The sequence below is a fragment of the Glaesserella sp. genome (assembly GCF_041817755.1).
In the GTDB taxonomy this organism is placed as follows: Bacteria; Pseudomonadota; Gammaproteobacteria; order Enterobacterales; family Pasteurellaceae; genus Glaesserella.
Genome location: NZ_JBGYBX010000056.1, coordinates 1 through 24668 on the forward strand (window position 1 = coordinate 1; position 24668 = coordinate 24668).

Here is a 24668-nt window from a genome sequence, read left to right on the forward strand (position 1 = left end):
AATATGATGAAGTTTTGCCACCTCGCGGATACCAACATCCTGCTCGATGACCAATTTGATAATGTCTAAACGAAATTGATAAGGATGGGACATAATCTGCACCTCAAATTAGGTGTCCAAGTTTTGGGGTGCAGATCATGTTGCGGTCGGTATATTCTCTAGCGGACGATTTTAATCGTACCCTGCGGTACATATTGCGCTTTAACCGTCCGGTTATACATGCTTTCCGCATAAATTGCCGGCAAATGATATTGTCCGACATTCACGGCTTTCAGCTGATAGGTCAATATCATACTTTTTTCTGTTGCCGTACCGTAATTCAACAAACGATCTTCACGAACATCCGTATGTATCGGATCCCAACGCAATAGCGGCATGATTTCATCCGGTTCACCGTTATCCGGTTCATCGTCATCCGTTTTCACTTTATTTTGCCAAATAACCTCAAAGCCGCTCGGGAAGAGATCCGTTACCACGACATCCGGCTGTATGCCGTTTAATGCACGCAACGAAACGGTCACATTGATCACATCTCCCAATTTGACTTCACTGATCTCCTGTCCGTTTTCATCCGTATAACGGCGGTGGATTTCTAATCCTTCCGATTGGGTTGAAGCTTGTTTCGGATAACCCGTTTGGCTTATTGCAAACCAGGCATTAGCCGGGCTGTTATTTTCAAAACGTACCGTACTCTCCTCGTTCAACTCGGCACAGCTGAATAACTCACTGCAACTGCTCGATAGTGTTTGACCGTTCGGTGTATTGATCGCCAATTGATGAATGCTGCCGTCATCATGTCGGGCATAGCTGTCTAACGCCAACAACATCATTGCCGAGGACAGCGTGTTATAACGTTGCGCATTCACATCTTCACGGATACGGTTCAAGACATTTTCAGAAACAGCATCCCATTGCTGCGGGAAATGACGTGCGATCAAATATAACGCCGCACTGTCTTGAATCATCGGATCACTAAAGTCGGCATATTGCCATTCGGCTTTACGCGGTTGATTCAAGCGCCGAATCACCGGATTCATCAACTGTGTTGCTTCATTTTCCTGTTTGACCAAATGATAAGCGCCCGCCAACCATGCGCTGACGATATCGCTTTGCCACTCCTCCGCTTTAACGTGTTGAGATAACTGCGAACGAATAGACATTAATGCGTTTGACGGAACCTGTCCCAAACGGGCAAGTAAGTAGGCGGAATACGCCCGCTGACGTAACATCGCCAAACTGTCACCGTCCTGAGGCATGCTTTGTTGTTCAAGCGCCGAAACTGCATTATGGTACAACCCGCCGTGACTTAACCATGCACTCGGTAATGCGATATTGTGTTCTTGCGCCTCCAATAGGAAATGAACGGTGTACGCCGTTAAGAAAAGATCGCCTTCGTCGACGTTATTCCACATCCCGAAACGACCGTCTTCCAATTGTCTGTTCGGCAACAAGCCGAATACTTTTTGCAGTGCGGCTGCGGTATCCGAATCCTCGGCTTGCGCCAATGCGTTGTTTCCTGCAGACAATACGTTGATCAACGGTTTGTAAGCCGGTTTATCCGCAAACAACAACGTTGGCATTGCCGCACTGAGAATCTGTTCCGTACAGCTATTGTCATAGTCGATCAAATAGGTGGAAACGCCTTGTACCAACGCCAATGGTGTCGGAGAGAAAAGCGCCGTTTGATAACGTGCTTGAGGATACAACTGAGTCGGAAGATCTTGATTCACCGATTCGCCCGCTTTTACCTTGCCGATACGGGTAAAGAACTGTTTAACCGCAATCGGACGCACGGATACACTCACGTTTCGAACCGTTACATCAGGTTGTTGCTGACTGTTTTGGTAAGCCGCACTAATGCGTAAATTGGCTTCGCCCAAGACATCCTTCGCTTTCACTTCAAACGTGACCGCTTTCTCACTCATTGCCGGAATATCCACGGTTTTTTCCGTTTCTCCGCTTATTTCAAGTTGAGGGTTCGCCGTTACACTGACCTTCACTTGTCGGCTTTGTCTCGTCGTGTTAGAGATGTTCACGCTGACTTGACTTTGATCATTCGGTGCAAGGGTAAGCGGTACCGTTGGCGATAAAATGAGTTCGTTTTGCACCAAGGTATTCGTTTGAGCGATACCGACCGTATCACTGTCGTCACTCACGGCAATTGCCATTACTTTCAAATTACCATTGAAGGATTCCGGAACGGTATAACTCACCGACGTTTTACCGTTCACTTCAATAATGTCGGACCAATAAGCCACCGGTTTTTCCGCTTTACGTTTAAACGGATTAGTGTTTTTACTTAACATCGCCCTTGCATATTCCGCCAGCATCATGTCGCCGCCGGTTTGGGCATATTGCATAATCAGGCTGAATTCAGGCAATACCAAATCTAAAATTTGCGACGTGCCGACTTCTAGCGCCCGTTTCGGGAAGAAGTAGCTTAACGGATCATCCTGCTTATAACGGGCCACCTGTAAGATGCCTTCATTCACCGCATAAATAATAGCTTTACCCGGTTTATCGGTTTGCAGGGAAAATTCCACCGTTTCCCCGGATTTTACCTGCTTCGGCGCTTGCAAATCCAAGGTTAAACGATGGTTATCCACATTCACGCTAAACGGTACGACACCGTAACTGAGCGGGCTGGTAAAAATATCTTTCGAATGCAAATCCCGTGAGAATTGTACGTTCACATAGCCGCTGCCTTCAAAATTCGGCGGTAATGTAATACGCTGAACGGATTGATTCGTCTCGGCTTTAAACCATTGATGCGCATAGACGCGATCCGCTTCGATCGTAATCAAGCCGCTGCCCGTATACGGCGCTTGAACGGCGATTTCAATCGTCTCGCCTTGTTGATAGGCTTTTTTATTCAAACGCAGTTTCAATTCGGTATTGCGATCCATCTCCGTACTGACGTTTTGGTTACCCACTACCGTATACGGGATTCGGCTGACTTCTTGTTCATGCTGATTGTAAATAATCAGCACAAAGTCACCACTTGTCGAGGTATCCAACGGTAGCGTGACGCCTTCAGGACGAATGGCTAACGGCTGTCGACTTTTTTCCGTTTCAACCCGTTTGCTTTCATATTGATACGCCCCGGAGTCTTGTTGTGTCAGAACGGAAACGTATTTACGCTCCATCAGCGTTGCCGTCAAATTTTCCACCGCCACTTTTTCCAACTGCGGATTAATTGCGATCAGCTCCGCTTGAGCCGTACCGTTTTGTTGCAAATACGCCAAATCTTGCCCGCTACGGTAGCCGATTAACCACGGTTGGGCGGATACCATCACCGATTGCATAGTCGATACGCTACGCCCGCTGTTCCCTTCAAAACCGTCCGCCGTGAAATACAACATTTGGACGGTATTGGTCGCATACTGATTTAAATCCAATTTAAATGTGGCTTGCCCTTGTTCATCGGTTTGTCGGCTGTCCAAATTCGTTTCATATAAAATCGGTGAATTATTACGTTGATTGTCAAAGAAGTGATAATCCGCATACTCACTGAATGTCGGCAAGGCAGAATGTAGCGCAAGCTCCGCATCGACTTGTCGTTGCTGTGCCGGTGTACCGAATAAATTGGTCAAGACCACATGAGCTTCCAAATCTTGCGGAGATAACCACGCCGATTTTTCCTGTTGATTAAAACGGGTGTTGATCTTCAATGTGTCCGGCTGGAACTCTTGAACTTGGAAGGTGGAAGAACCAATCGGCTCACCGTCTCGGGCGACATAAAGCAAGACCTCCCATTCACCGGTTTCCGCATTTTCAGGAAGCGTATAATTCAAACTGTTCAGTCCGCTTGCATCCAATTGAATGGTTTTTTCCTGCATCGGCTTACCGCTTGGTGAAATAATCATGGAATAGATAGGAATTTGAGCGACTTTATGTTGCCAATCCGCCGCTTTGATGACCATACCGATATGCACCGGTTCATTCGGACGATAAATACCGCGATCATTAAACAAATACGCTTTCAATGCAGCACGATCTTTCTCCGCCGATTGTCCGCTGACATCAAAGCGGGAATAATCCAACATCCGATCTCGATTACCTATCGGTAAAAACGATTGGTCGCCGTTAAAATCCACCAAATACATTACCGGTTCGAGCTCTTGCGAATAATGCTCCAAGTTCGGGAATAACGCCATGCCCGTTGCATCCGTTTGCATCTGCTCAATCACGGAACCGTTACGGCTGATAACTTGTATACGCGCATGCTCAATCGGTTGACCCGTTGCAACGGACTGTACAAAGACCGAGCGGGAACCGTCTGCCGCAGTTTTCGCAATAATGCCTAAATCCGTCAACACGACCAAGCGGTAATCATCAAATTGATTCAATTCATTATTACGCCAATCTTCATCCGATGAAGTATCTTTATTGCGCGAATTATTATCACCAGCCGACACTTTCACCCAAAAAATCCCTTTCTCGGACACCAATTTATCGAGTGGAATACTGTGATAATGAGATTTCCGCGGATCCGTATTGAATACATCGATGATTTGCGTTGTAAAATCGGCAATATCATCAAATTTCAACCGCCCCAGTTCCGGCTTTTGGAAATTTCCATAGTTTAAATTGGCGACATGGCGAAGCTGTTCACCTTGAACGCGTCCGACATCTACCCGAATCTGATCCAAATTGCGCGAAAGCACCGTTAATTTCTTTTCGCCGCTTAACGCCAATAACGAACCATCTCCGATAAAGCCGACATATTTCGGATAATCATAGGCGCAAAGCAGGTTGCCCTGTCGGTCTTTCAGTTGGTAGCCTCCTTGAGCGCTGAATTGATTATCCAACATGACATACGCACAGCGTTGCGGCGGAATATTGACGCGGAAATTCTGCTGTTTGGCATACGCCGTTTCCGTCGGAATTAACTCGGTTTTCAGTAATGCCGCCCGATCTAAATCCGCTTGACCGATCTTGGACACAGACCACCCTGCTTCTTGCTCGGGCAATAGATAAAGTTGTAGCCCTTTTTCAATGTCAGTCCCTTTCACCGGGTGGTTAAATGAGAAACCTAATAATTGATCAAGCGTATTATTCGACGTGTTGACATAAGAAAGCTCGTTTCGATCCACGCTTAAACTGAATTTCGTCGGTACCGCCACATCTGCCGTCAAGGCACTCTCTAAGCGGTTTGCACCGAGATAACCGCTTACCGTCGGTTGAACGGTGGTTTGAATAGACTGATTATTACCGGCTGCCAAACTGACGCTGTCGGAATTAATCCACGCCGATAAATCATTGTCGGCATAGCGAATATTAAAATTAAGCGGTGTAATGGTTTCCTGCGTATTATCCTGATGTTTTCGGACTAATTTCACCTCAATGGCTTTTTCAAATTGTTTACGATCCACCGGATGGGAAAAACGGACTTCAACCATCGATTGACGGACATGCGCCTGAACGGGATCTTGATAAAAGCGTTGTGATTGAATCTTCGCCGTAAATGCGGGAGTGGTAAAATTTTGTGTCGAAGTGACCGCTTGTGTGTAGCTTAATTTGTCGTTCAAAGCGGATTTATCCAATTTGACGCTATACTGCTGCCCCGCCACCCAGTCATCCGCCGGCGTAAACGTCAAGGTACTGTCGGTTTTCCACTCCCAACGTCCGTTCAAATTCGGTGTAATGCTCGCGCCTTCTTTCAATGGTTGTTTAACCGCTCCAATCCGCGCCGCCGCACCGCTGAATTCAATCGTCAGCGGATAAACCTTTTTGGGCGTATCAAGATAATTGGTCGGTTCTACCGCATTTAATTTCATGGTGATCGCCTGCGGATCGTCACCTTTCTGTGTGTAATACCAATAACTGCCTACGGCAACGATACCAATCCCCGCTAAGGAAATTAAAGGAAGATAAGACTTTTTCATGTAAATCACCTCACTTCATCCGAATTTGCATATTTTTGCTATTATCATACCGCTTGTTACTCTCGGCAAGACATGAATACAAAAACAGCTCTCGCAATACGAGAGCCTGTGTTTGATTAATCCCGATGTTTCACAATCCAACAATTGTGAATATGCGGATTACGCTCAAAATCCAACGGCAAGGTTTTGTGCGAAATGTTTTCCGCCGTTAATCCTAATTCAGCCAAGCCGTCAAAATCCATTTTAAAGCCACGTTTGTTGTTCGAGAACACAATCGTGCCGTTTGCCGTTAAAATGCGTTTCAACTGTTTCATTAAGGCAATATGATCACGTTGCACGTCCCAACTGTTTTCCATTCGTTTTGAATTAGAAAAGGTCGGTGGATCGACGAAAATCAGTTCAAAACGCTCACGGCAATCCGCTAACCATTGCAAGCAATCAGCCTGATGCAAGCGGTGATTTCGTAGTGAAATATTGTTTAGTTCAAGATTTTGTTCCGCCCAGTTGAGATAAGTATTTGACATATCCACAGTGGTAGTCGATTTTGCCCCATTTAATGCGGCGTGGACTGTTGCTGAACCCGTGTAGGCAAACAGATTTAAGAACGTTTTTCCCTTCGCCATTTTACCGACCATCTTACGCGTTAAGCGGTGGTCAAGGAACAAGCCTGTATCAAGGTAATCCGTCAAGTTTACCCATAGCTTCGCCCCATATTCATTCACGAAGAAATAGTCGCCTTTATTCGCCAGTTTCTCGTATTGATTAGTTCCTTTTTGACGTTGGCGAACTTTTAAGACTAATTTATTCGTTTCAACACCAGTGACATACAAAGTCGCAGATACCGCATCAAGCAAGCGTTGGCGAGCTTTGTTTTCATCAATATTTTTCGGTGCGGCATACTCTTGCACCACAATATGATCGCCATATCTATCTACCGCCAAATTATACTCAGGCAGATCCGCATCATATAAACGATAGGCATCAAGCCCTTGCTGTTTCGCCCATTTTTCGATCTTTTTGATATTTTTGGTTAAGCGATTAGCAAAATCAGGGGCAACCTGTGCGTTTTGGCTAAATTGCAGATTTTCGTCAAGATCTGACCGCTTGTCTGCATTTTCACTGATCAAATAGTTCTTCTGCACACACTCAAGCGGTCCGTTTTTGGCTTTAAATTGACGAGCCGAACGAAGGCGTAAGCAGTTCAGCAATTCAGGTTCACCACTAAAAATGGACGCATTCCAACCTGCAAACTGCTGTTTTAACCGTTGTCCAAAGACGGAATACAACGCAATTAACGCAGGGGTTGTACCTAATCGCTCACCATAAGGCGGATTACAAATTACCGTTCCCACCTGCTCTGTAATCGGATTTTTCAACGCCGACACATCGCCTTGTTGCCATTGAATTAAATCTGCCACCCCTGCATTTTTCGCATTCTGTTTTGCTTTTTGTAGCACTCGGTGATCGAGATCAAAACCGAAGAACAGCACATTGCTTCCCTCCCCCTGCTCGCGGGGGGAGGTGCCGAAGGCGGAGGGGGGCAAGATCTCACTTTCCTTAGCTTCCTGCCAAACTGTTTTCCACAGTTCGATCTGATGCCCTTTCCAACTATCAAATCCCCAGTGTATACGGTTAATTTGTGGGGCAATATTCGCTTGCATTTGAGCCGCTTCAATCAATAAAGTCCCCGAACCACACATCGGATCGACAAGTGGCGTGCCTTTTTGCCAGCCTGAACGCAACACAATCGCCGCCGCCAAGGTTTCACGTAACGGTGCTTTCCCCGTTTCTTCACGATAACCACGCATATGTAAGGCTTCACCGCTTAAGTCCAAAGAAATAATCAGCTCTTCACGGTTTAAATAGGCGTGTAAACGAATATCCGGGCGGATTTTATCCACAGTCGGACGAGCAAAACCTTTACGCTCAAAATAATCGACAATGCCGTCTTTCACTCGCATTGCACCGAATTGCGTGTTGCGAATTTCACGGTTTGTGCCGTTAAAATCCACGAAAAAGGTATCTCTTGGATCGAAAATGCTCTGCCAGTCGTAAGCAACCACAGAGGCATACAAATCGCTGTCGCTAAAAATTTTCGTATTGATTAAGGGTAATAAAATACGGGAAGCCAAGCGACTATGTAATAACGCTTGATACGCCCCTTTTAAATCAGTGGTGAAATGCACACCGCCTTGAGCCACTTTGCATTGTGCGTGCGTAATCTGCTCAAGTTCGGTTTTTAACATTTCTTCAAAACCACGTGCCGCGGTGGCGAAATAGGTTGTTTGGGTCATTGTGTTGTTGTACTGGAAAAAATTGGCAGAATTATAGCGGAAGAATGCTACAAGCGGTGAGATTTCAGCAGAAATTTGCAAAAGTTACACAAAAAGCAAACAGGATAACCGCTGGCTATCCTGTCTATTGGACTATACTGGACTGTATAAATTCACTTGGCTTAACTCCGCCATTTTCTCTACGTAGTTTTTCACCTTCGGCGGGAAGGTTAATCCTTTCACACAAGTTAAATTGCGTAGCATTGGGAATAGTACAATATCTTCTAAAGAGAGTTTGCCGTTTACGGCTTCAGGCGAAACGATAAGGTTTTCCAAAGCGGTCAGATCTTGCGTTAATTTTGCAATATATTCTGCTGAACGAGCGAGATTTTCAGCGAAATCACCGATAAATTCGGTTTTCTTCGCCACAAAATAGTCAATCGCACTTTGGGTTTTGTACTCATCTAACCCCAACTGTACAAAACGTGGCAATAATAGATGATTATAGTAACTGCCGACTTGCTTAATCCACTCATTGATTTCAGGGCGAATGTCGTCTGCAAGCAGTTTGTCACCGTAGTTTTCATCCACATATTTCACAATATCCAGACTTTCAGGCATTGCTGAGCCACCTTCTTTAACTAAAATCGGTACGACTTTTTTTCCGACTAAGCCAATAGGGGTCGGTTCATCGTCATTCAATAGGGTGATAAATTCGACATCTAGCTTTTTCAAACCGAAAATCATTCTTGCGCGGACGCAATATGGGCAATGATCGTAAATATAAAGTTTCATAGGTTTTCCTTTGTTTTTACTGTTTTGAATAGATTACAATGGTGAGATAACATAAGCAACACTACGACCGCCTTTTTCCGTTCTTTGTAAAATACCTTTGTCAACCAAGTCATTAATATCTCGAAGGGCGGTATCTCTAGAGACTTTGGTTAAACTTGCCCATTTTTGATTAGTAAGATGGCCTTCAAAATGATCTAATAATCTGTTCAGTACCTTACGTTGTCGCTCATTGAGCTCAATGGTTCGCCATGCTTGCCAATAACGATTTTTTACCAGAACTTTATCTAAGGTTTTATGGGAAGATTTTATCGCCTCGATGATCATTTGTAAAAACCAACTCAGCCAAGCGGTCAGATCACAGAGCCCTTTTTGTGTATCTTCTAACATTTCATAATAGGATGAACGATGCTGTTGAATCTGTGCGGATAAACTATAAAAACGTTGGCGGCTACTATCGGCTTTTGCTAATTGCATATCTGCAATGGCTCTTGCAATGCGTCCATTACCATCTTCAAAAGGATGTAGCGTTAAAAACCAAAGATGTGCAATCGCTGCTTTTAAGAAAGGATCGAGAGGTTGTTCTTGGTTAATCCAGTTTAGGAAACGGGTTATTTCCGTTTCTAAACATTCGGCTGGGGGGGCTTGAAAATGAACTTTTTCCTTTCCATAGCTTCCGTATACGACTTGCATCACTCCCTCACCATCATCTCTAAATTGCCCTACGCAAATTTTTCTGATACCGCTGTAACCTGTTGGGAAAAGTGCCGCATGCCAACCAAATAGACGAGTTTTATTTAATGGCTCCTGATAGGAAGTGACGGCATCAAGTAACATTTCTACGACACCTTCCACATGGCGATCTGCTGGGGGTAAAGCTCCGCTCTCTATACCTAAACGTTTTGCCAAAGATGAACGAACTGATTGTACATTAAGTATTTCGCCTTCTATTTCGCTGCTTTTTACAATACTTTCAGTTAAAAATTGCAGATTGGTTTGCTCACGCTCTAACATACCTAGATCTAACATTCTGCCAAGTAATAATCCTTGTTGATAATGAGCTTCTGTCAGTAAAGGGGAAAGTGTGTGAAGATCAAACCGCCAGTTCGTCCAATCAGGCTGCTGCCAAATGTAAGTGTAGTTTAAGTGATTCATCAGGCGATTACCTTGCTTATTTGCCTTAAAAATTAAGGCGAATAATAGCATTATTCGCCTGATGGGTGCAATTTAACCATTATGTAATGTATCAAAAATCGTTTCCGCAAGGGAAGCGGAAATCCCCGGTACAGACTGAATTTCTTCTAAAGTCGCGGCTTTCACCCCTTGCATACCGCCAAGATATTTCAGCAAGGCTTGGCGGCGTTTGGCTCCAACGCCGGCGATTGACTCTAAACCGCTTTCGGTAAAGGCTTTTTGCCGTTTTTTACGGTGTCCGCTAATGGCGTGGTTATGGGATTCATCACGGATATGCTGAATTAAATGTAACGCAGGGCTGTCAGGCGGTAAGTGGATTTCCTTGTCCCATTTGCTGATCAGTAAGGTTTCTAACCCTGCTTTACGTTCTACGCCTTTTGCCACACCGATAAGTAACGGTTTGGATTTATCCCATTCCACCTTGAGATTGGCAAAGGTGTCTAACGCTCGGTTTAACTGCCCTTTTCCGCCGTCAATAAAGATAATATCGGGGATTTTTTCAGGCGGAAGCGGTTTATCGTAACGTTTGAGCAGGGCTTGTTCCATTGCGGCATAATCATCGCCCCCTGTAATCCCTTCAATATTGAAACGGCGATAGTCGGATTTTAGCGGTCCGTTTTCATCAAATACTACACAAGAAGCGACCGTTTGTTCGCCCATCGTGTGACTGATGTCAAAACATTCCATTCTTGCAATTTTTGGTAAAGAAAGCACCGCTTGTAAGGCTTCATAACGGGTTTGAATACGAGCATCTTGCTTGAGTTGTAAGGTCAATGCTGCCATTGCATTCGTTTTGGCAAGCGCAAGATAACGGCTTTTTTCACCACGCACCTTATCGGTAATACTCACTTTATGCCCTGCTTGTTCCGACAATACCTTTTCTAAGGCTTCCACTTCGCTCACAGGGTGATCGATAATGATTTGGTGCGGAATGGTGCGATGTTGGTTCATCTGCAAATAAAACTGCCCGATAAAAGTGTCGCTCAATTCGGCAAGTTCCGTATGGTTCGGTACTTTGGGGAAGTAGCTTCGACTACCTAACACTTTTCCTTGTCGCACAAACAGAATATGTACGCAAGCAATACCGTGTTGATAGGCAATCGAAATAATATCGAGATCGTCCAAACGTTCGTTCGAGACAAATTGCTTTTCAGTGACCGCTCGCACCTGCTGAATTTGATCTCGAAAACGGGCAGCCGCTTCAAAATCCAACTCTTCCGCAGCCTTTTCCATTTTATTGATCAAATGTTCGATCACTTGCTGATCTTTTCCTTGTAAGAACAAGCGGACATATTCCACCTGTTGATCGTATTCTTGTTGGGAATAAACCCCTTCAACGCAAGGGGCAAGGCAACGCCCGATTTGATATTGTAAACAAGGACGAGAACGATTTTTGTAGTAGCTGTCTTCACATTGGCGGATCGGAAACAGTTTTTGTAGCAGATTTAAGGTTTCTCGCACCGCCCCAGCATTTGGGTAAGGTCCAAAATATTCCCCTGCAATTTTTTTGCTCCCCCGAAAACTGGCTAAACGTGGGTGTTGGTGTTGGGTGAGCAAAATATAAGGGTAAGATTTATCATCACGAAGCAATACATTATATTTTGGCTGATTTTCCTTAATGTAATTATGTTCCAATAGTAAGGCTTCGGTTTCCGAATGGGTAATGGTGGTATCAATATGAGCAATTTGCGACACCAAGGCTTCGGTTTTTCGGCTGGCAAGATTGCTACGAAAATAGCTGGACAGGCGTTTTTTTAAATCTTTTGCTTTGCCGACATAGATAATCGTGCCCTTCTCGTCATACATACGATAAACACCGGGGTTATGTGGTGTATCGGCAAGAAATTGTTTGGAATCGAATTTTGACATAATCAACATTTCCCCCTTTGAAAAAGGGGGAGTAAGGGGGATTTAAGATTTTAATAAGCTGCCTTTAGATGCTTTCAAATATTGCAACATCGACCAAATGGTTAAAATCGCAGCGATATAAAGCAAGGCAAACGCAGTATATTCCATCCACGGTGCTTGTCGCCATAACAAACCGCCCAACGCCAACATCTGTGCAGTGGTTTTCACTTTCCCCCAAATAGACACCGCAACACTTGCACGTTCACCTAACTCAGCCATCCATTCACGCAACGCCGAAATAATAATTTCACGCGCAATCATGATGCCTGCCGGAATACTGATCCACCAAGTATGGTAATATTCGACCACAGACACCAATGCAATCGCAACTAAGACTTTATCTGCCACAGGATCTAAAAATGCCCCTAGGCGGGTAGTTTGGTTTAATTTTCTGGCAAGAAAACCATCAAACCAATCCGTAATGGACGCAATAAAAAAAATGAAGGTCGTAATTTCGGGAGAATATTGAATCGGTAAGTAAAACGACACGATAAAGAGCGGAATGAGCGCAACTCTGAATAGCGTCAAATAAGTGGGGATATTGAGTTTCATTTTGTACGTCTGCTGAAGGAAAACCTGAGCGCATTTTATTAAATGCCGATTGAATAAGAAAGAGACAAGCGGTCGGATCCAAAGAATTTTTTGCAAAATTTTTTCCTAAACCGACCGCTTGTTATGTGAGCTCAATTATTTCTTCGCTTTTTTCGCATCTTGCTCAACTTGTTTCACGCATAAATGCAAAATCTGCTCCGCGCCGTCACTGATGTATTTATCATCACGTACCTTGCCTTTTTGTAAATCCAGCATAGCATCGTGAATACCTTGCGTGATACTGACGGAATGCACAAAAGACCAACAAGACGGGCTTAAGCGGTTGGCGTTCGCTTGTAATTCCGCCGCATAAAGTACGCCGCTGTAATAAGCGTAAACATCATGATCCAACATCCGATTCAACAAGCTTGCCCGAATTTGTTCAATCGGTAAATTCACTTTCTTATTAAACCAGTCGTCCACACCGTGCATAAAAGAATCGATGTCATAGCTTTCATTTACTCTGTCTAAATAAGTTTGCGCTGTGGCACCATATCCGATAGCATAGGATTTTTGATCGACTTCAGCATCCGGAATACGCTTCCAGCCGCCTTTGCTGCTACAAGATGCAATAACAAATAATGCGGAAACGATAAAAAGAGATTTTAGTAACGATTTCATGATGTACTCCTTCTTTCTCTTCGTGATAAAAATTTAGTACAATTTTATCAAATAACGCACTAAATTACTTCAAACATTTTAAGGATCACCATGAAACAATATCTTAATCTATGTCAACGTATTGTCGAACAAGGAAAATGGATCGAAAACGAACGCACTGGTAAGCGTTGTTTGACCGTGATTAACGCCGATTTAACCTACGATGTGGCAAAGGGTGAATTTCCCCTTGTGACTACACGCAAAAGTTTTTGGAAAGCGGCGATTGCGGAATTACTTGGTTATATCCGTGGTTATGATAATGCTGCGGATTTCCGTCAGCTTGGTACAAAATCGTGGGATGCAAATGCCAATGAAAATGCGGCTTGGCTGGCGAATCCACATCGCAAAGGCGAAGATGATATGGGACTGGTTTATGGTGCGGTCGGACGAAACTTCCCGAAAGTTGGCGGTGGTAGCGTCGATTTATTGCGTCAAATCGTTGATGATCTGAAACGTGGTGTCGATAATCGTGGTGAGATTTATACTTTCTATCACCCTGGGGCTTTCCATTTAGGCTGCCTACGCCCGTGTTTACACAGTCATCATTTTTCATTGCTGGACGGCACGCTTTATTTGAACAGTACACAACGTTCTGCCGATGTGCCACTCGGTTTAAACTGGAATATGATCCAATGTTACACTTTTCTTGCGTTAATGGCACAAATTACAGGACACCAAGCAGGACAAGCGTTCCATAAAATTGTGAATGCGCATATTTATGAAGATCAGCTGGAATTGATGCGAGATGTGCAACTAAAACGTACTCCGTTTAAAGCCCCGACACTCAAAATCAATCCGGATATTAAATCTCTAGAAGATTTGGAAACTTGGGTGACATTGGCGGATTTTGAAGTCGAAGGCTACGAATTTCATCCAAGTATTCAATATCCTTTCTCAGTATAATTCACTCGGGGCAAATCGTAATTTGCCCCTTTCTTTTACTGCAAGCGGTCTATTTTTTCACTTTTTTTGCAAAATTGTTAATATCCCACTATTTTTTTATGGAATTTATGGCACAATACACGCCTTTTTAAAAACCATTATTATTTTAAGGATATAACAATGAAAAAATTCCTCACCCCATTTTTAGTCGGCGGCATTGTCGCCCTTGCAGTACATTACTTTCAAGCTGATAAAGCGACTGCTGCTGAAACGGCAAAACCTACCGAACCTGTCACTCAAGCAAAGCAAAATGAGGAATTAACTCTTGCAACCGTTGTTGCCCCTTGGGAAATCAATAGCCTTGATCCGAACCAGACAGGGGTGATTTTTCAACGTATGAATTTAGCGGAAACCTTAGTGGAAGCGAATTTACAAGGGGAACTCGTTGCAGGGTTGGCGACAGAATGGAATAGCAATGATGATGCAACCCTTTGGACCTTTAAACTCCGTCCGAATGTCACTTTCCACAATGGGCAACCTTTGACGGCACAAGCGGTGGCAAACAGCTTAAATATTGCATTGGCTAAACCGGGAATGTTGCAAAAAGCCTTTATTAAAGATATTCAAGCGGTCAGCCCGACAGAAATTCAAATTGGTTTAACCAAATCTTTTGTGCCGTTTCCATCTTTTTTAACACACTACACTGCGATTATTCTTGCCCCTGAAAGTTATAACGACAAAGGGGAAGTGACCCAAGTGATCGGCACGGGGGCGTTTAAAGCGACCAAAATTGAAGCACCACAAAAATTGGAAGCGGTACGTTTTGAGCAGTATTGGGGCAATAAGCCGAAACTGGCTCAAGCGAACTACCTTGCAAGTAGCCGTAGTGAAACCCGAATGTTAATGGCACAAAGCGATAAATCTGCGTTGGTGTTTAACCTTGATACCGCCAGTGTTGAGCGTTTGAAAACCGATCCGAATTTGAATTTAACCAGTGTATCTATTGCTCGTACAATTCAGCTTAAAATGGACGTGGCAAAACCGTTCTTTAATGATTTAGCGGTGCGTAAAGCCTTAAGTGAAGCAATTGATCGTAAAGCGATTGCGGAATATGTGTTAAAAATCGAAGGGGGCGAAGCGGATCAAATTCTGCCGAAAGCCTTTGCGGAATGGCGAATTGATACAACAACGGCAAAACCTGATCTTGCAAAAATCAAAGCAGATCTGACCGCTCGTGGTTATGAATTTAATAGCGAAGGTAAGCTGACCAAAGACGGCAAACCGTTTAGTTTCACCTTACGCACTTTCTCTGATCGCCCTGAATTGCCGATGATTGCGACGATTTTGCAAGCCCAGTGGAAACAGATTGGCGTTGATGTGAATGTGTCCGTCGGTAACTTCAGTGAAATCCCTGCCGGACATCAAGACGGCAGTTTAGAGATGGCTCTTTATGCGTTAAATTATGGCAAAACCTTAGATCCTTTTGGCGTGATCGTGCAGGATTATGCCAAAACAGGAAGCGATTGGGGTGTGATGAATTGGCAAAATGCGACATTAGACAATGCCTTAACCCAGCTTGAAACAGAACGTGATCCGCAAAAAGCGAAAGCGTTAAAACAAACCGTGAGTCAAATTATCCACGATGAACTGCCGATTATTCCTGTGGTGTACTATCAACAAAATGTGGTGGCACATAAAGACGTGAAAAATGTGACACTAGATCCTTTTGAAAGACGCTTCTTTTTGGAATTGTTGAGTAAGTAGATAGTTGGTCTCGGGTTTATCTTGCTGCTGGCGCGAGCGTCTCGCTCGTGCCAACTTACAAGCGCTCCGATTTTAATAAAATTTTGCAAATTGAGGCACGAGCGAGACGCTCGCGCCAGCAAAATATCAATGAATACCATAATATAAAAAGGATCCCCGTGCTTTCTATTTTATTCAGACGACTATCCCAAATCCTGTTGGTGATTTGGTCGGTCGGGACTTTGACTTTTATTTTAACTCGGCAGCTGTCGGGCGATATGGCATATCGTATTGCGGCAAGTCGCTATGGTTATGATCAAACCGATGCTGCTGCAGCAGAAATGGTGCGAGCAGAACTTGGGTTGGATCAACCTTGGTGGCAAACCTACGGCAGTTGGTTAGCGGATTTAGTGCAGTTTAACTTAGGTAAATCGTTAGTCACAGGCGACAGCGTTTGGCACGAAATTGAACATCAATTCGGGCATACTTTTAGTCTCGCCGTGATAGCCTTACTGTTAGCCTTGCTGATCGGCCCCACCTTAGGCGTATTGTCGGCGCGTAAACCAAACGGCGTATTTGACCGCTTGACCTTAGTCTTAAGCAGTCTATTCCGTGCCGTGCCGGCTTTTATCATTGCGATTGGGTTGATTACGCTCTTTTCTGTTCAGTTGAAATGGCTACCTGCAGGCGGATACGGCACGGCATTGCATTTTGTCTTGCCTGCACTTACTTTGGCGATAGGGTTAAGTGCCGTTTCGGTGCGTGTGACACGTCAAGCGATGGTGCAGGTGATGCAATCCGATTACTATCAATTTGCTCAACTCAAAGGTTTAAGTCGTTGGCAGACCTTTGTGCGACACGGGATCCCGAATATCGCCGTGCCGGTGATTGCTTATCATAGTGTACAACTGGTTTACCTGGTTGAAGGAGTGGTGATTGTCGAAAGCCTTTTTGCTTGGCCGGGAAGCGGACACGCCTTAGTTCACGCCATCATTGCACGAGATGTGCCGATGATACAAGGTACGGCATTAGTGATGGGGGGATTATTTGTGGTACTCAATATGCTCGCCGATCTACTTAATGCGTGGATTGATCCGCGTATTCGTGAAGGGGGAACAGTATGAAATTAACCGTTGGACAACGTTGCGGAGCCTTGTTACTGCTACTGTTACTCGCCACTGCATTTTTACAGCCTTATTTCTACCCGATGGATATTGGTTTTCAAGATCTCAGCAATATGTTGGCAAGCCCTGACGCAGAAAGTTGGTTTGGCACCGATCATTTAGGGCGAGATATGTTTGCCCGTCTTGCCTCTGCCATTCGCCTTTCATTCGGTTTATCGCTGTTTAGCGTCGCTTGTGCATTGGTGGCAGGCTTGTTATTCGGTATTCTGGCTGGATTATTCGGTGGTTGGTTAGATCGCCTGTTTAGCTTTATCTGCGATTTGGTGATGGCATTACCGGGTTTATTGCTGATTTTGTTGTTTGCTTCGCTTTCCCCTGGTTCATTTTGGACACTCTATTTAGGCATTGCCTTAGTGATTTGGGTTGAATTTTTCCGTGTTATTAGGGCGATCACCAGTACCCTTGCCTCCAGCTCAGAACTGCAATCTTCTCGTTTGATGGGAATGCCTTGGTTTTATTGCATTAAACGTCACCTATTTCCCCGTTTATTGCCGATGGTTGCCACATTAACCGCATTTTCAATCGGCAATGCGATTTTAGCCCTTGCAACACTCGGCTTTGTCAGCGTGGGATTGCGACCGCCTACGGCTGAATTAGGGCTGATGATGACGGAGCTGTTCCCCTATTACTATCAAGCCCCACTGATTTTCCTGCAACCTGTGATTGCTGTGTTCCTATTGGTATTTAGCTTGCAGTTGTTGGCGGGGAAGGTGAAGTAAGGAAGTGTTCCCCTCTTTAGCAAAGAGGGGTTAGGGGAGATTTGGCAGACGATAAATCAAGTGAGAGAGTTATTAGAGGCACTTGTATGCTTCTACTATCTTCTGAATTACTTATTTTCTTCGCTATAACTTCTGACAAATCTCCCCCTGCCCCTCTTTACTAAAGAGGGGAGATGTTTTATTAACACCCAACATAAAAAAGAGATATACCGTGTCATTACTCAAAATAACCAACGTCACTGTTCAAACACTCGATGGCATTGAGCTGGTCGAGCCGATCAGCTTTTGTCTTGAACGTGGCAAAAACATCACCATTTTAGGCGAAACAGGATCAGGAAAAAGCCTGTTAATTCAAGCGATTATGGGAGCTTTACCGCAAGGCTTAACCGCAAGCGGTGAGATTGTGGTGGAAAATTGCAAAATAGACGGGCAATCCGACCGCTTGCAATCTCTTTGGGGCAAAACCTTAGTGATGCTCCCCCAAGAACCACGCCGTTCATTAAATCCACTGATGCGAATTAGCCGACAACTGTGGGAAAGTTTTCGTTTTGTCGCTGGTTTAAGCCAAAAAAATGCGGAAAAAGCGAGCGAGATTTCTTTAACTCAACTGGGTTTATCTCAAGCTCAACAACGCTATCCACACCAACTTTCGGGCGGTATGGCACAAAGAGCTTCCTTTGCGATAGCGACCGCATCAGGAGGGAAAATTCTGCTTGCCGATGAACCAACTAAAGGACTTGATCCGAATAGCAAAGCGGAAGTGATTAACTTGCTGAAACAAGCCTATGAAACAGGCGGTGGCTTACTGACGATCACTCACGATATTGAAGTGGCGACCGCTCTCGGTGGCTATATTTTTGTTATGAAAAAAGGCAAATTGATCGAACAAGGCGAAGCGGAACAACTGCTGAGCCAACCGCAAGATCCTTATACTCAAGCCTTAATCGGTGCAGATCCGCAACATTGGCAACCTTTGGCTGATTTGCAACATTCTACGCCCAAAACACCGCTTGTTTCTGTCAAAAATTTAACGGTCGCACGGGGAACAAGAACGCTGTTCAAACAGCTTTCCTTTGATTTACACCAAGGCGAAATTTTAGGCATTGTCGGATACAGTGGCATAGGCAAAAGCACCCTTGCCGACGTACTTTGCGGACTACTTAAACCGCAATCCGGCGAAGTGATTTGGCATAGCCACAGCCATAAAAAACATCAAGTGCTGAAATTGTATCAAGATCCGCCCGAAGCCTTTGCACCGAATGTGAGCTTACAACAACTATTGGACGATGTGATCGAGCATCATCAGCTCGACCGTTCACAAATTCCAGCGTTATTAACACAGCTCGCACTGTCGCCTGACATTCTGCAACGCAACGCCGATAACGTATCGGGTGGCGAGTTGCAACGGGTTGCAATTTTGCGTGCCTTGTTACTTGAGCCTGTGCTACTGTTTGCCGATGAAGTGACTTCTCGTTTAGATCCGATCACCCAACAAGAAACGATCAAATTGCTGATTGAACAATGTAGAGCGAGAAACTGCGGGTTAATTATTGTCAGCCACGATCCGTTTTTGATTGAACGAAGTTGTGATAAAGTGATTAATCTTGAAAACTATCTCTAAATCACTGACTATGTTCAAAGAAAAACCGATCATTTCAAATCAGCACGGCGCTTTAGTCATGGCGTTCGCGCCTTTTCTTTACGGCATTTTTGAAAGCCATTGGGTAACGGCACATCTTTGGCTAGGGCTAAGCTGGCTGTTTATTTATCTCTTTTCTTATCCGTTTTTAGCCATTTTCAGTAAGAAAAATAACGAGAAATATAAACGTTGGACGCTAATTTATGCGCTCATCAGTGCCCTTTTTGCCTTTCCTCTGCTATTAACTCAATTTTCCGTTTTGCAATTTTTATTGCCGATCTTACCGCTTGTTGCGGTGCAAATTCATTATGCAAAACAGAAAGATGAACGCAATTTAATGAACGACATCGCCGGAATTTTAACCTTCGGCGTAATCGGTATGGCAAGTTTCTATTTGGCAACTCAACAATATAATTTTGCAATCCTACTCCACCCTACGCTGTTTTTTATTGCGACAACCTTCTATGTTAAAAGCGTAGCAAGGGAGAGGAAAAATCCCCGTTATCGCCAACTCAGTTTAGCCGTGCATATTGTCTTGGGGTTAAGCTATGTGGCAATGGGCGATTACGGCATTGCCTTTGCTTATTTGATTGGCTTGCTACGCGCCGTGATTGTGCCGAAGCAAAATTTAAACATTAAACAGGTGGGGATGTTGGAATTTGCAGTTGTGGCTGTCTTTGTACTGGGGCTTTGTGTTTAAAGGCGGACACAACAGTCCGCCCTACAAGCACATTTAATTTTAGTAATCCAACTCGTCTTTATGCAACTGATAGTCTGCTTTGAGCGCATGGATTAATTCGACAAAATCATCCGGTAACGGCGCATGCCATTCCATTAATTCACCGGTAATCGGATGATGCAAACGCAACATAGCGGCGTGTAACGCTTGGCGTTTGAAATTACGCAATACGTCCAAAAACTCCGGTGTTGCCCCTTTCGGTGGGCGTGGGCGACCTCCATACAGTTGATCGCCTAACAACGGATGGGCAATATGCGCCATGTGAACACGAATCTGGTGAGTTCTGCCCGTTTCCAAACGCAAGCGCAAACGCGTGTAATTACGGAAACGTTCCATAATGCGATAATGGGTGACGGCAGGCTTACCCATTGGGTGTACCGCCATGGCTGTACGTTTGGTCGGATGGCGCGCCATCGGTTCGTCCACTTTTCCGCCTTGGGTCATAATGCCGCTGGCAACCGCTTCATATTCACGGGTAATTTCACGTTTTTGTAACGCAGTCACTAAATGGGTTTGTGCCGGAATCGTTTTAGCCACCACCATTAACCCCGTCGTGTCTTTGTCTAAACGATGCACAATACCCGCACGTGGCACTTCTGCTATTTGCGGATAATGATGTAATAAGGCATTCAGCACCGTGCCGTCAGGATTGCCCGCCCCAGGGTGAACCACTAAATCTACTGGCTTATTGATCACTAAAATATCATCATCTTCATAGACAATATTTAACGGAATGTCTTGCGGTTCAAATCGCACCTCCTCTTCGACTTCCGCCTGAATTTCGATCAATTCTCCGCCAAAGACTTTTTCACGTGCTTTGTTCACAATTTTGCCGTTCACGGACACCTGATCATTTTCGATCCAAACTTTGATGCGTGAACGGGAATAGTCAGGGAATAATTGCGCAAGGGCTTGGTCTAATCTTGCCCCTAATAAATCTGAAGTCACTTCAGTTTGTAAAGTAATTTGTTGAGTCATTAATGATAAAATTCCAAATTATGTTTTCTTATTGATTGATGTCCTATAAAATAGCACCATTTTTTGCATGAACTTTGCAAACGGTGCCGAGTCGAAAGGCATTGTACATGAATTCGCAACACTTTTTACAGGTAAAATCATTATGCGTAAATTAACATCTCTTGCTTCAGTTATTTTAGCAAGCCTTATTCTTGCCGGTTGTTCCAACTCTTCTAAGAAAAGCGAATTTGACGGCATTCCTGCGCAAGATCTTTATAATCAAGGACAAACCTATTTACAAAAAGGTGATTACAATAATGCTATCCGTCACTTGGAAGCGGTTGATACCCGCGCTCAAGACGGTACTTACGGTGAACAAATTCAACTCAGCTTGATTTATGCCCAATATAAATTGGGCGAATATTACAAAGCATTGGATGCCGCCGAACGTTTTGCTCGCGCCTATCCTGACAGTACCAGTATGGATTATGTTTTTTACCTTGCTGCACTCAGCAATACCCGTTTGGCAGATAACTGGATCCAAGATTTCTTTGGCGTTAACGATGCCGGCAGAGCGGTTGAAAATGTGCGTAATGCTTATGGTAACTTCCAAACCATTGTTCAACGTTATCCGTACAGCCAATATGCTCAAGACGCACAACATTGGATGGTATATCTGAAAGATCGTCTTGCCAGACATGAATTGGGCATTGCCGAGTTCTACATGGAACGCGATGCCTATGTTGCCGTAGTAAACCGCGTGGAAGAAATGCTTCGCTTCCATCCTGACAGCCAAGCCACCAATAATGCGTTACCGCTTTTAAAACAGTCTTTCGAGGCTATGGGGATTCAAAGCTCCGCACAAAAAGTCGCCGCATTGATTGAAGCAAACAAAGACAAAACCTTCCCTGAAATTAACAAACCGTCGTACGGCGAACAATTCTGACAAGCGGTCTGTTTTAGGCAAAATTTTACCATTTTTTGAAGGGGCGGAATTCGCCCCTTTCCCATTTTATGTTGAGTACGGCATTATGCGAATTTTAGGAATCGAAACCTCTTGCGATGAAACCGGTGTGGCGATTTATGACGAAACAAAAGGACTCATTGCCAACCAACTTTACAGCCAAATTGATATGCACGCCGATTACGGCGGTGTCGTGCCGGAACTGGCTTCCCGCGATCATATCCGTAAAACCTTACCGCTGATTCAAGCGGCATTAAAAGAAGCGAATTTGACGACCGCCGATATCGACGGTGTCGCTTATACGGCAGGCCCGGGGCTGGTGGGCGCATTATTGGTCGGATCGACTATTGCCCGCTCTTTAGCTTATGCGTGGAATGTACCGGCACTGGGCGTCCATCACATGGAGGGGCACTTACTTGCCCCGATGTTAGAAGAAAATGCCCCTGAATTTCCGTTTGTGGCATTACTCATATCCGGAGGGCATACCCAGCTCGTGGATGTAAAAAATATCGGCGAATATGAATTATTAGGCGAATCAATTGATGATGCAGCGGGTGAAGCCTTTGATAAAACCGCCAAATTACTTGGTTTGGATTATCCGGGCGGAGCGGCTTTAGCAAAACTTGCCGAAAACGGCACGCCGAACCGTTTTGTGTTTCCCCGACCGATGACAGATCGCCCGGGATTGGATTTCAGTTTTTCCGGGCTCAAAACGTTTGCGGCAAATACGATTAACGCTAGTTTAAACGCACAAGGCGAGCTTGATCAACAAACCCGTTGTGATATTGCCCATGCTTTCCAACAAGCGGTGATTGAAACGCTTATCATCAAATGTCGCAGAGCATTGCAGCAAACCGGCTATAAACGCTTGGTTATCGCCGGTGGCGTGAGTGCCAATAAACAACTTCGTCATGATTTAGCCGAATTGATGAAACAAATCGGCGGTGAGGTATTCTATCCGCGACCACAATTCTGCACCGATAACGGCGCCATGATTGCCTATGCAGGATTTCTCCGTTTGAAAAACGGCGAACACACCGATTTATCCATCAGTGTGAAGCCACGTTGGCCAATGACGGAACTTCCGCCTATAGCTCGATAAGATAAACAAAAGGCGGAATAACTATCCGCCTTTTTTCTTGATTAATGCAACTTCATTGTTGGTCTTAAGAAGCGATTGATACGCCCTACCAGCATAATCAAACCGGTTTTCACGCAGCCGTGCAATGCGACCTGGTGCATCCGATATAATGAAAGGTATGCCATACGTGCAATCGATCCCTCAATAAACATGGAGCCTTTGGTTAAATTTCCCATTAGACTACCGACCGTACCGAAGCGGGAAAACGACACTAATGATCCTTTATCGTCAAAGACGAAACGTTTCAACGGTTTGCCTTCCAATTGCGCAATTAAATTTTTACCGCACACGGTCGCCATTTGATGTGCCGACTGGGCACGAGGCGGAACCGGTTTACCGTTTGCCTGCATTAAAAAAGCGCAATCACCGATAACATAAACGGAATCGTCCGTTAAGGTTTGAAGCGTATCTCTCACCGCAATTTGGTTGATTCGATTCGTCTCAAAGCCGAAATTTTTCGTTATTTCGGGCGCTTTGACTCCCGCCGCCCATACCATTAAATCCGCTTTGAAATTCTCATCATATTTGGTTACTAACCCGTCTGCCGTTGCCCGGATAACCGGCGTATTCGTCAGCACATCCACACCCAATGCTCGCAATTCCTTAATTGCCGACGCAGAAACACGCTCCGGCAGCGCAGGTAATAAACGCTCTCCCGCTTCCAATAAGGTCACTTTCAAACTGGTATTATCCAATTTACCGTAACCGTAAGAATTTAAATGTTTCACTGCATTATACAACTCGGCTGACAATTCAATCCCCGTTGCACCGCCGCCTACTACGGCAATATGCACTTCTTTTTCGTTGTTGTTGGAGAATTTTAAGAATAATTCCATCATGCGCTCATGAAATAGTTTCGCTTGCTCCGAGCTATCGAGAAAAATGCAATGCTCCGCTACTCCCGGTGTATTGAAATCATTAGAGCGGCTACCAATCGCAATAACCAATTTGTCGTAGTGAATTTTACGCTCCGCCACCAACAATTCATTTTCCGCGTTGTAAATCGGTGCCAAAACAACCGTCTTTGCATCAGGGTTGACGGCGGTCAGAGTGCCTTGCTGATATTCAAAATGGTGGTTCTTGGCGTGCGCACGATAGCTTAATGCATCCGTACCATCATCTAATGAACCGGTTGCCACTTCGTGTAACAACGGCTTCCATAAATGGCTAATATTTTTATCAATTAAGATAATATGCGCTTTCTGTTTTTTACCGAGTTTGTTACCTAAATATGTCGCTAATTCCAAGCCACCGGCACCACTTCCGACAATCACGATCGTTTCCATAATTTTCCCCGAAAAGTTGACTAAGATCAAAATAATCACAGTGAATTGTAGAGTGTTAACGTAGAAAGTCTAGCGAATTTAGAAATTATTTTTAATACAAAAAAAATA

At 44.5% G+C, this 24668-nt stretch carries 17 protein-coding genes; 8 read left to right on the forward strand and 9 right to left on the reverse strand.

Going from position 1 to position 24668, the window contains the following annotated elements; all coding sequences use genetic code 11:
* Positions 1–158: 158 nt before the first annotated feature.
* The 7 genes from ACEYKX_RS08540 to ACEYKX_RS08570 form a co-directional block, all read right to left on the reverse strand.
* Positions 159–5888: an alpha-2-macroglobulin gene (locus ACEYKX_RS08540; RefSeq protein ID WP_373768181.1), complete on the reverse strand. Its 5730-nt coding sequence runs from the start codon at positions 5886–5888 to the stop codon at positions 159–161.
* 116 nt (positions 5889–6004) lie between these two features.
* Positions 6005–8182 carry a bifunctional 23S rRNA (guanine(2069)-N(7))-methyltransferase RlmK/23S rRNA (guanine(2445)-N(2))-methyltransferase RlmL gene (gene rlmKL / locus ACEYKX_RS08545; RefSeq protein WP_373768182.1) on the reverse strand — a complete coding sequence of 726 codons (2178 nt, stop codon included), beginning with the start codon at positions 8180–8182 and terminating at the stop codon, positions 6005–6007.
* 132 nt (positions 8183–8314) lie between these two features.
* Positions 8315–8956, reverse strand: a complete 642-nt coding sequence (gene grxB / locus ACEYKX_RS08550) for a glutaredoxin 2 (RefSeq protein ID WP_373768183.1) — start codon at positions 8954–8956, stop codon at positions 8315–8317.
* 33 nt (positions 8957–8989) lie between these two features.
* The gene (locus tag ACEYKX_RS08555) at positions 8990–10108 is read right to left on the reverse strand and encodes a Fic family protein (RefSeq protein WP_373768236.1); all 1119 of its coding nucleotides are present in this window, start codon (positions 10106–10108) and stop codon (positions 8990–8992) included.
* 72 nt (positions 10109–10180) lie between these two features.
* Complete coding sequence (gene uvrC, locus ACEYKX_RS08560) at positions 10181–12016, reverse strand: excinuclease ABC subunit UvrC (protein WP_373768184.1); 1836 nt, start codon at positions 12014–12016, stop codon at positions 10181–10183.
* 42 nt (positions 12017–12058) lie between these two features.
* On the reverse strand, positions 12059–12607 hold the full coding sequence (gene pgsA / locus ACEYKX_RS08565) for a CDP-diacylglycerol--glycerol-3-phosphate 3-phosphatidyltransferase (protein WP_373768185.1): 549 nt from the start codon (positions 12605–12607) through the stop codon (positions 12059–12061).
* A 135-nt stretch (positions 12608–12742) separates the two neighbouring features.
* On the reverse strand, positions 12743–13267 hold the full coding sequence (locus ACEYKX_RS08570; protein WP_373768186.1) for a hypothetical protein: 525 nt from the start codon (positions 13265–13267) through the stop codon (positions 12743–12745).
* Positions 13268–13357: 90 nt separating this feature from the next.
* Here ACEYKX_RS08570 and ACEYKX_RS08575 point away from each other — a divergent pair, with 90 nt between their 5' ends.
* The 6 genes from ACEYKX_RS08575 to ACEYKX_RS08600 all read left to right on the forward strand — a co-directional run bounded on the left by ACEYKX_RS08575 (position 13358) and on the right by ACEYKX_RS08600 (position 20173).
* The gene (locus tag ACEYKX_RS08575) at positions 13358–14209 is read left to right on the forward strand and encodes a thymidylate synthase (RefSeq protein ID WP_373768187.1); all 852 of its coding nucleotides are present in this window, start codon (positions 13358–13360) and stop codon (positions 14207–14209) included.
* Positions 14210–14368: 159 nt separating this feature from the next.
* Complete coding sequence (locus ACEYKX_RS08580; RefSeq protein ID WP_373768188.1) at positions 14369–15952, forward strand: ABC transporter substrate-binding protein; 1584 nt, start codon at positions 14369–14371, stop codon at positions 15950–15952.
* A gap of 158 nt (positions 15953–16110) precedes the next feature.
* On the forward strand, positions 16111–17055 hold the full coding sequence (locus ACEYKX_RS08585) for an ABC transporter permease (protein WP_373768189.1): 945 nt from the start codon (positions 16111–16113) through the stop codon (positions 17053–17055).
* Entirely contained in the window at positions 17052–17834 is a 783-nt protein-coding gene (locus tag ACEYKX_RS08590) for an ABC transporter permease (protein ID WP_373768190.1), read from the forward strand. Before ACEYKX_RS08585 ends, ACEYKX_RS08590 begins: the two co-directional genes overlap by 4 nt.
* Positions 17835–18045: 211 nt before the next feature.
* Positions 18046–19455, forward strand: coding sequence for an ABC transporter ATP-binding protein (locus ACEYKX_RS08595; protein ID WP_373768191.1), 1410 nt, complete (start codon positions 18046–18048; stop codon positions 19453–19455).
* Positions 19456–19465: 10 nt separating this feature from the next.
* Positions 19466–20173 (forward strand): YwiC-like family protein, encoded by a 708-nt coding sequence (locus ACEYKX_RS08600; protein WP_373768192.1) that lies wholly within the window; start codon positions 19466–19468, stop codon positions 20171–20173.
* A gap of 39 nt (positions 20174–20212) precedes the next feature.
* Here the strand turns inward: ACEYKX_RS08600 and rluD are convergent, their stop codons facing one another.
* A complete protein-coding gene (rluD, locus tag ACEYKX_RS08605) occupies positions 20213–21190 on the reverse strand; it encodes a 23S rRNA pseudouridine(1911/1915/1917) synthase RluD (protein WP_135673027.1) in 978 nt (325 codons plus the stop codon).
* 142 nt (positions 21191–21332) lie between these two features.
* On the opposite strand from rluD, the gene bamD reads away from it, so the two are divergent.
* Both bamD and tsaD read left to right on the forward strand, forming a co-directional pair.
* Positions 21333–22115 (forward strand): outer membrane protein assembly factor BamD, encoded by a 783-nt coding sequence (gene bamD, locus ACEYKX_RS08610; protein WP_373768237.1) that lies wholly within the window; start codon positions 21333–21335, stop codon positions 22113–22115.
* Positions 22116–22200: 85 nt separating this feature from the next.
* On the forward strand, positions 22201–23235 hold the full coding sequence (gene tsaD / locus ACEYKX_RS08615; protein WP_373768193.1) for a tRNA (adenosine(37)-N6)-threonylcarbamoyltransferase complex transferase subunit TsaD: 1035 nt from the start codon (positions 22201–22203) through the stop codon (positions 23233–23235).
* 41 nt (positions 23236–23276) lie between these two features.
* Here the strand turns inward: tsaD and ACEYKX_RS08620 are convergent, their stop codons facing one another.
* The gene (locus tag ACEYKX_RS08620; RefSeq protein ID WP_373768194.1) at positions 23277–24560 is read right to left on the reverse strand and encodes an NAD(P)/FAD-dependent oxidoreductase; all 1284 of its coding nucleotides are present in this window, start codon (positions 24558–24560) and stop codon (positions 23277–23279) included.
* Positions 24561–24668: the final 108 nt, after the last annotated feature.